At 45.3% G+C, this 11,879-nt stretch carries 13 protein-coding genes, 1 tRNA gene, 1 pseudogene and 1 riboswitch; of the genes and pseudogenes, 11 read left to right on the forward strand and 4 right to left on the reverse strand.

Annotation, left to right across the window (positions count from 1 at the left end):
- Positions 1-19 precede the first annotated feature (19 nt).
- Both MKZ13_RS06940 and MKZ13_RS06945 read right to left on the reverse strand, forming a co-directional pair.
- Entirely contained in the window at positions 20-223 is a 204-nt protein-coding gene (locus MKZ13_RS06940) for a hypothetical protein (protein WP_017690011.1), read from the reverse strand.
- Positions 224-489: 266 nt separating this feature from the next.
- Positions 490-1,191, reverse strand: a complete 702-nt coding sequence (locus MKZ13_RS06945; RefSeq protein ID WP_339182803.1) for an urease accessory UreF family protein — start codon at positions 1,189-1,191, stop codon at positions 490-492.
- Positions 1,192-1,634: 443 nt separating this feature from the next.
- Here MKZ13_RS06945 and MKZ13_RS06950 point away from each other — a divergent pair.
- Positions 1,635-1,717 (forward strand) — tRNA-Leu (locus MKZ13_RS06950).
- Between the two features lie 150 nt (positions 1,718-1,867).
- On the opposite strand, the gene MKZ13_RS06955 is transcribed toward MKZ13_RS06950, so the two are convergent.
- The gene (locus MKZ13_RS06955) at positions 1,868-2,347 is read right to left on the reverse strand and encodes a glutathione peroxidase (RefSeq protein ID WP_036610823.1); all 480 of its coding nucleotides are present in this window, start codon (positions 2,345-2,347) and stop codon (positions 1,868-1,870) included.
- 372 nt (positions 2,348-2,719) lie between these two features.
- A riboswitch (cyclic di-AMP (ydaO/yuaA leader) is annotated at positions 2,720-2,894 on the forward strand.
- 115 nt (positions 2,895-3,009) lie between these two features.
- On the opposite strand from MKZ13_RS06955, the gene MKZ13_RS06960 reads away from it, so the two are divergent.
- Positions 3,010-3,408: a hypothetical protein gene (locus MKZ13_RS06960; RefSeq protein ID WP_235193755.1), complete on the forward strand. Its 399-nt coding sequence runs from the start codon at positions 3,010-3,012 to the stop codon at positions 3,406-3,408.
- 333 nt (positions 3,409-3,741) lie between these two features.
- On the forward strand, positions 3,742-4,425 hold the full coding sequence (locus MKZ13_RS06965; RefSeq protein ID WP_339182805.1) for an HAD family hydrolase: 684 nt from the start codon (positions 3,742-3,744) through the stop codon (positions 4,423-4,425).
- A 136-nt stretch (positions 4,426-4,561) separates the two neighbouring features.
- Here MKZ13_RS06965 and MKZ13_RS06970 read toward each other — a convergent pair whose 3' ends face one another.
- The gene (locus MKZ13_RS06970) at positions 4,562-5,857 is read right to left on the reverse strand and encodes an Nramp family divalent metal transporter (protein WP_339185361.1); all 1,296 of its coding nucleotides are present in this window, start codon (positions 5,855-5,857) and stop codon (positions 4,562-4,564) included.
- Between the two features lie 399 nt (positions 5,858-6,256).
- Between MKZ13_RS06970 and MKZ13_RS06975 the strand changes: the two genes are divergently transcribed.
- The 8 genes and pseudogenes from MKZ13_RS06975 to MKZ13_RS07010 form a co-directional block, all read left to right on the forward strand.
- Complete coding sequence (locus MKZ13_RS06975; protein WP_036610819.1) at positions 6,257-6,676, forward strand: organic hydroperoxide resistance protein; 420 nt, start codon at positions 6,257-6,259, stop codon at positions 6,674-6,676.
- Positions 6,677-6,886: 210 nt separating this feature from the next.
- Complete coding sequence (locus tag MKZ13_RS06980; protein ID WP_036610816.1) at positions 6,887-7,132, forward strand: zinc ribbon domain-containing protein; 246 nt, start codon at positions 6,887-6,889, stop codon at positions 7,130-7,132.
- Positions 7,133-7,231: 99 nt separating this feature from the next.
- A complete protein-coding gene (locus MKZ13_RS06985; RefSeq protein WP_036610814.1) occupies positions 7,232-7,510 on the forward strand; it encodes a hypothetical protein in 279 nt (92 codons plus the stop codon).
- Positions 7,511-7,698: 188 nt separating this feature from the next.
- On the forward strand, positions 7,699-8,121 hold the full coding sequence (locus MKZ13_RS06990) for a thiol-disulfide oxidoreductase DCC family protein (protein WP_221819182.1): 423 nt from the start codon (positions 7,699-7,701) through the stop codon (positions 8,119-8,121).
- A 67-nt stretch (positions 8,122-8,188) separates the two neighbouring features.
- On the forward strand, positions 8,189-9,052 hold the full coding sequence (locus MKZ13_RS06995; protein ID WP_076209460.1) for a DUF6612 family protein: 864 nt from the start codon (positions 8,189-8,191) through the stop codon (positions 9,050-9,052).
- Between the two features lie 144 nt (positions 9,053-9,196).
- Positions 9,197-9,580, forward strand: a complete 384-nt coding sequence (locus MKZ13_RS07000; protein WP_017690000.1) for a VOC family protein — start codon at positions 9,197-9,199, stop codon at positions 9,578-9,580.
- A 161-nt stretch (positions 9,581-9,741) separates the two neighbouring features.
- Positions 9,742-10,959, forward strand: coding sequence for a ParA family protein (locus MKZ13_RS07005; RefSeq protein ID WP_339182810.1), 1,218 nt, complete (start codon positions 9,742-9,744; stop codon positions 10,957-10,959).
- Positions 10,956-11,864 (forward strand): annotated as a pseudogene (locus MKZ13_RS07010) (ATPase, T2SS/T4P/T4SS family); the annotation flags it as partial. The gene MKZ13_RS07005 and the pseudogene MKZ13_RS07010, both read left to right, overlap by 4 nt.
- Positions 11,865-11,879: the final 15 nt, after the last annotated feature.

Genomic DNA, 11,879 nt, shown 5'->3' on the forward strand with positions numbered 1-11,879 from the left:
CCCTCCTTTGGCAGAAATCTTATCTCAGTTCATCTGGAATATCCAAAATATCAGCGACCAGGTGCCTGAATCGGGTTGCTTTGCGTGTGCCGTGAATAAGATTGGATAAACGATAGGGTGGGATGCCATGCTGTTCACAAAAGGTCTTCTGGTCCACTTGAAGTTCGGTTAGCCGTCGTTTGATGGCCCATCCGAACGGAGTAACTGGTTTTTTCTTGTTCAAAAGGGTTCACCCCTGGTTAGAATGTAGTATTCAGCCGCCCTTTCTTCATGTAGAATATATAGAAATGCGAGCTGTATGTTTCATTATATACGTAAATTCGTCATCTAACAATTAAAAAAGACGGAAAAAAGTGTATTTTGTGATGATAAATGGCGCAAATACGTAAATAAAACAAATAAAATGACAAAAAACACGTCGGCAAGGAGGTTGCCGCGTGTTTTTTAGTTTGTCTAAATGAAGGGGAGCAGGTATGAGGAGGAAGAGGATTAGGCCCTGTAGGCATGAAGTCCAGCTCCAAGCATATGGAAACTGGGGAAAAACGATTTCATGGACATCGAGGTTGGCTGTGCCAGTCCATCCGCAGCCGAGGCGCTGACGGTCTTCCATTCATTCTCCAGATCTGTGGCCAGGCGGACCATCAGATCCTTGGTTGTATCATTGTTCAGGGGAATGACTTTGGAGGCTTCGGTTATACCTGCATTCATGGCTGAATGCAGGTAACCAAGGACCGCCTCCTCGACCGGGATATCGAGGTGGTGGTTAATCCAGGCGTGAACAGTGGAGAGGCAGCCAACCGAATCGTATTTGGCAAAGATCTGTTCGAGCTGGCTGAATTCAATCCAGGGGTGCAGAGCGCGTGCGAGTCTGATCAATCGTTTACCCATCGCGGCAGCTTGTTCTCTGAGATCTCCAGGGGTTCGCTGAACATGGACGAGCTTGTCGATCAGAGCTATCCGCCATGTATCCTTGTGATCTGCTGCGGTATAGATGCCTTTGATGGCCATACCTTCAAGACGAACTATGCTGGGATGCAACTGACAACGCATGAATGATTCGAGATCTTCAGCATTACGAATGGTACCCTCCCTGATATGGATATCCATGCCGAAGGAATGGGTGAACCCTCCAACCTGAATAGAGGAATCAAGCAGTTTGACATAATCGAGCAGCTTATTCCCACGGTTCACAATCATTCGCCTCCTGTGTTCGTTAAATGTCACTTAAAGTGACATTTATATTCCTTTTTGTTTGCTTTGTGTTTAAAAATCCGAATCATATGATAGTTATCATCCCATAAATGTCCGCTTTTTGTCAATAGAATCCGTGAAAATTAATGAATTAAATCTGGGATTTAATATTGTGTTATTTTATATAACTTGTTGTGTTATTTATATGGTGAAGTGCAGGGTGGACTATATATAAGGAAGGACTATATATAAATGAATCAATAAGATCAGCTCAAGCCGGAAAAGAGGGGATCAAATCTAATGATATGCAGTTCATGGGTAAAGATGACGAGATTATGCGATTTTTGATGAAATTGCCTAGCTGAAAAAGTAGTATTAAAAAATACTTTACTTTTGGTTCTGGACCCGGTATAATCAATTCTGTTGCCGATTATTTACGACATGCGGTCGTGGTGGAATGGCAGACACGCTATCTTGAGGGGGTAGTGGGCGTATGCCCGTGGAGGTTCGAGTCCTCTCGACCGCATCATATGAACGATTAAAAAGAAGCTTTCCATTAATGGAAGGCTTCTTTTTTTTGTCTTTTTGAACAGTTTGACATCAGAGTTGAGAAAAAAAAGGCCATCCATTACCGGGGCAATGGTGCTCTATCTTCCGGCTACGGGTGGCCAATGTATTATTTTTGCAGCAAGTTCTTGATATCTTCTTCAATCTTGTCCGGTGTTGTTTTGGGAGCATAACGTTTGATTACCTGTCCGTTCTGATCCACAAGGAATTTGGTGAAATTCCATTTAATTGCTTTGGAGCCGAGCAGGCCAGGAGCTTCTGTGCTAAGGTGTTGGAAAAGAGGGTGAGCGCTTGAGCCGTTCACATCAATTTTCTCAAACATGGGGAAACTCACGCCATAATTCATCTGACAGAACTCGGCAATATCGTCGGAAGATCCTTTTTCCTGTGCAAACTGGTTGCTTGGGAAACCAAGCACTTCAAATGGAGCATCTTGAAACTTGTCTTGCAGTTCTTGCAGACCTTTGAATTGAGGGGTAAGGCCGCATGAGCTTGCCGTATTCACAATCAGTAACACTTTGTCACGGTAGTCGGACATTTCAACTTCTTGACCGCGAAGTGTATTCACTTTGTAATCGTAGACTGTCATCTAAATCGCCTCCATTTATTTACTCTTATATCTTCTATTATATTGGTTACAATTAAATATTGCAAAACTAATGTGGTGTTAAAAGAATCAAAACAGGCAAGTTGTGCAGAATACGTGAATGAATTGGGAAGTGATTTACGCCAGAGTGAGAATTAGATAGCCTTGAAGAGATAGATGGAGTATAACTTTGTTGTAAGCGTTATTACGGATGGGAATTGGCAAAAATCTGCCGATTCGGTGATCTGGGCGGACTTTACACCGACATGGCGCGGGTGTATGATTCATAACGTAATTTCAATTTAAACTAAATTGTACCTGAAAAACGAAACAAACGATAATATCGCTCGATCTTATCCTTAAGATATACGAACGATGTTTTAATCGCTGAGTTTCCATTCATTGATGAGTGGGAAACGGGGGAACCAACGGAATGCGCTGTCCAGGACAGTGGCATTCATGGGGTGAATTTTCCGGTGACAGCCGGAAATAGGGCGACTCTCGCGCCCGAATCCGTCAGCTAACCTCGTAAGCGTTAAAGGGAGAGGCAACAAGCCGTACGCTGGTTCATGGCGTTTTCGCCATGGGTACTTTAAGAAGCGTTCGGGAGGCCTTGGTCCCCCACGCTTCTTTTTTGTTGTCTTTTCACGCCAAGGGAGGAACGAATGATGGATACTGAGATGATCTTAGTGACTGCTCCAAATGAAGCAGGACGCAAATTTATCAAATTGCTGATGTACAAAAAAATGCCGTTTGCCGTTCTAACCAACAGTGCAGGGGAAGAGCGCAGACTCCGTAGAATCGGAGTAGAACATGTCATTCGCATGAACACGGCTGCAGCTCAAAAATGGTTTTTGCCGCAGGGCAGCGTAGGCAATGTGTTTATTTTCGAGAACAGCCTGAATCTGACCTGTCGTTATTTACAGATCTGCCGTTCATGGACTTCGAAATCTCTGTGCGTTATTACGGAGCAGAGTCATCCTAAGGGCATCTATCGGGGCATGGGCGCAGACCGGATTGTATATTCGCTCAATGGGGAAGTTGGCTTTCTCCTCAATGGTTAATGCCATAGCTTCTGATTGCTCAGGTGTAAGGTGCCTGTTATAATTGAATGTATCGATAAACGGAAGTTTGAGGAGACTCATGCAGGATGGTGAGTCTTCTTTTTTATGGTTTTAGAGGTTGTTCAAAAAGTCCGCTTTTGATTACGAAGGATGCCTTGTGGCATCATCAGCATCGAATATGAAATTCAGCCGAAATGTCCGTTGCTCACGTAGTTTTCCCTACGCTCCGCTACTCCATTTCTAGCTTCATTCCATCTTCTCGGTACTGAAAACCAGACTTTTTGAACTCGATTAGGATCAGGAATCACCTGTGGCTTACAAGGAGGAATTGGCGTGCCGGATGTAGGTGGATTGAAATGGTTGTTTTTTGATGTTGGAGATACACTGGTGGATGAATGGGAGCCGGTTGATGATATTATCGGACAGTTCGTCCGCGAAGTCTGTGCATTGGGGTATCCGGTGAAGATTGAGGCGGTACGCGAACTGTTCGCGAACTGTTACCAGAGATATGAGCAATGGCCGATGAGAGTGGCGATTCGCACATTCGTTGAAGACGACGGACACCAGAAGCAGATTCAGGACAAGCTGAAATTTCAAAAAGATCTTGAACGTCCTTTTCCATCAGCGGATTACGTCCTTCAGCAGTTGTCACGGCATTATCGCATTGGCATTATTGCCAATCAGAGTCCTGGAACGGAAGAGAGACTGGAGAGCTACGGCTTGCGGAAGTATGTTGATGTTCTGGCATGTTCGGCTGAAGAAGGAGTGTCCAAGCCAGACCCTGAGTTATACGCTGTGGCCTTGAAACAGGCCGGTTGTGAACCGGAGGAAGCCGTCATGATCGGCGATCGGATCGATAACGACATTATACCTGCTCTGAAGCTGGGCATGCGTACGATTCGAATTATGCAGGGTTACGGAAGATTCCAGCCAGAACTATCTGATGACCAACGTGCGGATTGGACTGTTGATTCATTGGATCAACTCCTGCCGTTACTGATACCAAATCAGGATTAGATGATTGTTTACTGGAGTTTGAGTTTTACTATAAAAGAAAACACCTTGCTGTATTGCAACAATAAAGGCTGATCAACTTGGGTATAGCATACCGGAGTTGATCAGCCTTTTTAGTATTTTGTCGATGAGAACGAGATTAGAATAACCGGATCGTCTGAATGATCAGATATACATTCAGCACAACGATAATCGCGGCAATGACCCATGAGATGATTTTGAGCCACAATTTGTTGGCGAATGCACCCATGCTTTTTTTATCACTTGTGAACATCACCAGGGGAATTACAGCAAAGGGCAATTGAAGCGACAGCACGACCTGGCTCAAAATGAGCAGTTCTTCTGTGCCATGTTCTCCTGCAATCGCTGTGACAATTACCGCCGGGATGATGGCGATCAGACGTGTGACCAGTCTGCGTAGCCATGCCGGAATGCGAATGTTCAGGAAACCTTCCATAACGATCTGCCCAGCGAGTGTACCTGTAAGGGTAGAGTTCTGACCTGATGCTAACAGCGCCACGCCGAACAAGATACTTGCAACCGTAGTACCTAATAGAGGTGTCAGCAGATGATAGGCATCAGCGATCTCAGCAACCTGCGTCATACCAGCACTGTGGAAAACAGCAGCAGATACAATCAGGATGGCTGCATTGATGAACAGGGCCAGTGTCAGCGCAATCGTAGAATCCATGGTCGAGTACCGAATGGCTTCTTTTTTGCCCTGTGGTGTCTGTTCGATCTGACGGGTCTGCACAATGGAAGAATGCAGGTACAGATTATGCGGCATCACGGTTGCTCCGATAATACCAATGGCAATATAGAGCATGGCCGGGTTTTGCAGAATCTCAACATTTGGTACAAAACCATGGAGAACACCGCCCATATCCGGTTTTGCCAGAAACAGATCAATCCCGAAGCAGAGGGCGATGGTTGCCATCAGCACAATGACGAGAGTTTCCAAAGCGCGGAAGCCTTTGTTTTGCAGAACAAGGATCAGTAGTACATCAACTGCGGTGATGATAACGCCGTATAACATGGGGATGTTAAATAACAGTTTTAATGCGATGGCAGAACCAATGACTTCAGCCAGATCGGTAGCTGCAATGGCAAGCTCACACAGAATCCATAACATCATAACAACAGGCATGCTGAATCGTTCACGACAGGCTTGAGCCAGATCCCGTCCAGTGACGATACCGAGCTTGCCAGCCAGCGACTGAAGGACAACGGCCATCAGGTTCGATAACAGGATAACGGATAACAAGGTATACCCGAACTGCGAGCCGCCTGCGATATCTGTTGCCCAGTTCCCCGGGTCCATGTAACCTACGGCAACAAGGTATCCTGGGCCTACAAAGGCGAGGAATTTCTTCCACCATGCAACATTCTGCGGAACTTTCATGGAACTATGTGCTTCTCCAAGGGAAGGGGTCATGCCCGCAGTAGACAATGATTCTCTTGAAGGAGCGTTGAACGGATTTTTTTTACTCATACGATAATCACCTGACTTTGAATTATTGATTTGGAGATATTGATGCGGTACAAACCACTCTTGATATATCTAAGTTTTTATGTTTATTGTTACATTGTACTCCTTCAATTGTTTTTGTCTAGTGCAACTTTTATGTATCAGCACAAAATTTCGGTTGTAGCTTGAAGATGCCCCTTCGTATATTACCCAACCTTAGGGAAAATACAGCCATGGCATTGAAATGCATGAAAATAATAAAGATGTAAAAGCTGATAAAGATACAAAATTGCGTTTCAAAATGAGCCAGAAGTTTAAATTGAAAGGAAGGCAGTAAAAACTATATGGATAAGGGAGAGATTCTGAATGGAAGCTTTATATACAGCAGTAGCGACAGTTAAAGGTGGACGTACAGGTTCGGTGACTTCTTCGGATGGCGTGCTTAAGCATGATCTGAAAATGCCAAAAGAGCTTGGTGGCTCCGGTGGTGAAGGTACTAACCCTGAGCAACTTTTTGCCGCTGGATATGGAGCATGTTATGAAAGTGCCCTTGCCAATGTAGCACGCAAAGCAGGTGTGAAATTGGAGGATGTGGTCGTTACAAGTAACGTATCCATTGGTAAAGACCCTGCGGATGACGGTTTCCAGCTGTCTGTTCGTCTGGACGTTAGCATGCCTGGTGTAGATCACAGTCAAGCAGAGGAACTGGCCCGCAAGGCGCATGATTTCTGTCCATATTCCAAAGCAACACGCGGCAACATTGATGTTGTATTAAACGTAGTTTAAGATTTGACTCCTGGTAAATAAAGGGAACATATAGAGCAGGTTATCCCAGATACCTGATGTTCGACTACAAAGCCCTGCTGGCAATCGGCAGGGTTTTGTGTTGATTATCATATTAGGACATGATGCAGGAGATTAGATGCCAGATCGCGTACTATTTTACATAATTGCACTCCCACTTCATGCTACACATTCCATAAAGGGGGAACAAAGATGAGTATTGAAGAGATGATTGAGCGGCGATTTGTGTGTACGAAATGCAGAGGCACGGATTGTAACATTAAGGAAGTTTCCATGTCAGGAGCAGGCCTGAGCAAGATGTTCGATATACAGCATAATCACTACTTGTTCGTGGCTTGTGCTTCCTGCGGGTATGTTGAAGTATTTGATCCGGATGTCTTGAAAGGGAAAAAACAGGGGCAGGTAGGGACTATTCTGGATATTCTGTTTGGCGGGTAGACATGCGCGAGTTGACATTGATCTGAATTTTCTTTAATATAACTTAGTACTGAGTAGTGTCATTGCATGAACCAAATTTGAATTAAACAGGTGATATCCATGTCTTATAGACCGCGTATTGCAGATTTAGAATTAGCTTATGGTAACAAGGAAGACGGATTGTATGAATTCAAAATGAATTTGGTAGACGGTACCAAATGCCGTGTATTCTACACCCGTTCCCCGGAATGGAAGATGACCAATATCAGCCGTCTGCAGAAAACGCCTTGTCCAGTATGTCGCAAAGATTTTATTTGCAAATGTATGGACCAGTGGGCAAGTGACCTGCATCAACAGATGATCGATGACCAATGGATGGAAAAGGCAGTTACGGAGTAATTGTCGGACAGATACGAGCGTGGGCACAATGCCTGCGCTCTTTTTCTTTATATTTCTCATTAATGTGTGTTCAAAAAGAACGGTTTTCAGTCTTTTTGAACAACATCCAGAAATAAATTTAGAATTAGTGAACAAGAAGGTCCAGATTGGGTAAGTTACTCTAACCGCAACAATAGGAGGCAGCCAATATGACAGCAAATCAAACAGATGTGCATCAGGGACATCCGATCGTACTGGTGGATGGCGTCTGTCACTTCTGCCAGGGCTTAACCAAATGGATTATCAAGCGTGACCCGGAAGGGAAATATCATTTTGCATCGCTCCAATCGGATGTAGCCAAGGGACTGCTGGCGAAGGGCAATCTGTCGACAGACAGCATGGACACCTTTGTTCTGATTGAAAATGGAAAATACTATACACGTTCAACCGCCGCACTGCGATTGGCCAAAGGTCTGAAGTTTCCTTATCCGTTGTTATATGTGTTCATTATTGTGCCGAGATTTATTCGTAATGCAGTCTATAACTGGGTTGCTCGCAACCGTTATCGCTGGTTTGGCAAGGATGAAGCGTGTATGTTGCCTACACCGGAGATCAAAGATCGATTTTTGTGAGTGTGATTAATAACGGAAATAATTGGGTAATGACTACAGATCATATCTATTTTGGGAGGAAAACAACTTGAAGAAGTGGACTACATTATTTATCGGGGCATTATTAGCAGTGAGCTTGGCAGCATGCGGTAACGATACAGATAATACGGCAACGCCGCCAGCGACTAACAACGAAACATCTAACGAGGGCAATACACCTGCGGAGCAGGAAACAAAGGTTCCTACTCTGGACGAATTGATTACCAAAACCAATGCAGCAACGAAAGAAATGAAAAGCTTCACAACTGAAGCAAACATTGATCAGAATCTGAAACTGGATGCTGGGGAACAGTCCCAGGATCAACAGGTTAAAACATCGCTCAAGATGGATATTATCAAAGATCCAATGATGATCTATCAAGAGATGAAAATGGAAATGTCGGGACAGGAAGCTCAGAACGTGAAGCAGTATATCACTTCGGATAAAATCTACTCTCAAGTTGGGGATCAATGGGTTGCGATTCCTGAAGCTCAAACCAAGGAACTGATTGAGCAGATGAAGGCAAGCATGAATCCGGAAGGTGAATTGGAGCAATTCAAAAAGATTGAAGAAGATACTGAAGTGACCGAAGAAGGCGACAATTATGTGATTAATGCGGACGTATCCGGTGATAATGTGAAGGAACTGGCGAAAGCCGTGATGGAGCAGAACGGATCGGATGCCCAGATGCAAGCCATGCTTGATCAGATGAATATCACCAGCATGAAGATGAAATACATGATCAACAAAGAAACCTATCTGCCTGCAAGTACGGACGTAACCATGGTCATGGAGATGGAACAGAATGGACAGAAAATGACGATGGACATGAAGATGAACAGTACATTTTCTAACCAGGATCAAGTGGAAGAGATTAAGATTCCACAAGAAGCATTGGATAGCGCTAAATAAAACAGGCACCTCTGAGATAGATCTGTGTGAGCCGAGAGGTTTACCGGATTAGAATCAGGGGTGTTTTTCTGTTTAGCGGAGATTATGGTCAGGGTTCAAGGTGTTATAGTATAGTCATATTGAAGTAGAGAGGGGAGATAAAAGATGATTGAATATGCACACATCCACCATGTTAGTCTGGCTGTACGTGATCTGGAAATCGCGAAGAAATTCTATTCGGGGTTATTAGGCATGCAGGAGATTGAACGTCCGCCTTTCCGCTCCACAGGTACATGGTATGCCATCGGTAGCCAGCAGCTTCATCTGTTACAGCACCCGGAGGGTCACACGTTACGTGAGGCTGGGATTGATACTACAGACGGTCACTTTGCGATCTGGGTCACCAGTTATTCAGGGACTATAGCCTGGCTGGAGCAGCAGGGAATTGAGTATGAAGCGAGACCTGACAGTGTGGCTGGATTCGCGCAGATCTTTGTGCTTGATCCGGACCGTAACATTATTGAGTTCGATTCACCGTACAACTCTTAAGGGAAAAAGGGTTAGAATAAATCCCTTGCTCCCCCAGAAATTGTATGCTATATTATCCATACATTCATAGCACGTGACGGAAGCACCGTCCATATACTGCATACTTATGCGGTTATTGGACGGTGCTTTTTTGTGCTTTTTGACAGGGAGGGAAGGAGAAATTGATTGTACTGAAGGTTGTTCTGGTTTCAAAGGATAGAGATTACATTAGCGCCTGGCTTGATTATGTACAGGGGAATTCGGCTGGTCTACATGTGCGTTTCACGGCATTCTCCCAAGAAGATTCGTTCAGGGATCACATGAAAGAGCAAGAAGGTAGAGAATTACCGGATCTGGTTATTGCGGAACCGGAGTTTCTGAATGACTGGCTGAATAACGGGGGAGAAGTATCAGGTGTACCTTGGCTAATGCTTAGTGAAGGGATGGAGGAGGTGGATGAGGCCAAGCGGCTGATGAAATACCAACCCTTGCCTGCTTTGCTGGATGCTGTGATGCATGCTTGCCGGCAGCCACGCCGTAAGAAGGTTCACCATCCGGGGCAAGAGACTCTCTCCATCGGTGTAGTATCCGCTTCAGGTGGAAGTGGCAAAACGGCAGTGGCCCTGCATATGGCGAAGCAATTGGGACTTGCAGGATATGCTGTTCTCTATCTGAATCTGGAGACGCTGGACAGTACGCTCCCGTTTCTGGAAAAGGGACTCACTAGAAGTGGGCAGCGTCACCCGGATGCGGAGACGGGATTGTCCCGTCTGTTATACGATCTGAAGGTGGGCAGAAAGGAATCCGGTAAGCAGTTACAGGTGCAATCGAAGGGCGTAGATGGATATGTGGTCCGGCATGAAGCACTGAAATCCGATGTGTTCTGGCCATTATCAAATCGGAAAGAACTGTTGCAAATGACTCGTGAGGATACGTCGAATCTGCTTCGTTATTTAACGGATTGTGGACAGTATGACGTGCTGATTCTGGATGGGGATTCCGGTTGGGATGGGCGCAGTGAAGGGGTGCTGGATGCAGCAGATGCATTTGTCTGGCTGGTTGAGGATGATATATCTGCCATGCATCGATGGGGACAATGGTTACAGCATGCTGAGCGTACGAAGCCAGACCTGTACGAAAGTATGCTGGATCGTTCACGATTTGTGGTTAACAAATATCGGGACAATGTCGTCAATGCACTCCCACACCCTGATCTGCATCTGGATGCAGTGTTGCCTTACATCCCTTCTTGGAAACAACTCAGTCAGGAAGAAGTCATGCTTAGTTCTCCGATCTTCCAACGTGAAGTGAAGAGATTATGTGCCATGCTGGTACAGGGTGGCGAAGAAGAATTGAAGCAGACGGGACGAATTCAGAAGCAGGATCGGTGGGCACTATGATGGAGTCATCGAATCGAATACTGGATCGTGAAGAACAGTTTCAGATGATGCGCAGGGAAGTCAGGGCTGGCCTCGATTTAACCTCTTCAGCAGGAGATGATGAACTGTGGCAGGGGATAGAACGCAAAGTTCTCACTGACCCGAAGCTGGATGATCTGACCTCAGGAGAGCGTCATACGCTGGTGCAGCGATTGTTTGATTCTTTTCGTGGATTGGATATTTTGCAGCCACTTGTGGATCATCCCGATATTACCGAGATTATGATCAATAGTCACAAGGAGATTTTTGTGGAGCAGGAAGGTGAAGTCAGCCAGATCACCCTTGAATTTGAGTCCAGGGAACGGCTCGAGGATATCATCCAGATGATTGTATCCGGGGTAAACCGGATTGTGAATGAGTCTTCTCCAATCGTAGATGCCCGTTTAAAGGATGGTTCACGGGTTAATATCGTGTTACCTCCTATTGCCTTGAAAGGACCCACGATGACGATTCGTAAATTCCCCAGTGAACCGATGAAGATGTCTGATCTGATTGAAAAGGGAGCCCTGCATGAAGAAGCAGCAGAATTATTGCAGCAGTTGGTACGTAGCAAATACAACATCTTCATTGGAGGCGGGACCGGATCGGGAAAAACGACCTTTCTGAACGCATTATCACAGTTCATCCCTGCCGATGAGCGGATTATTACCATTGAGGATTCGGCTGAATTACAGATTGTTACGGTACCCAATCTGGTATCACTGGAAACGCGGAATGCAAACACCGAAGGCAAGGGACAGATATCTATTCGGGATCTGATCAAATCTTCTTTACGGATGCGTCCAAACCGGATTGTGATTGGGGAAGTCAGGGGCGCAGAAGCGCTGGATATGTTACAGGCCATGAACACTGGCCACGATGGATCTCCATATAGTACATAA

It is taken from the genome of Paenibacillus sp. FSL R5-0701 (assembly GCF_037973995.1).
In the GTDB taxonomy this organism is placed as follows: Bacteria; Bacillota; Bacilli; order Paenibacillales; family Paenibacillaceae; genus Paenibacillus.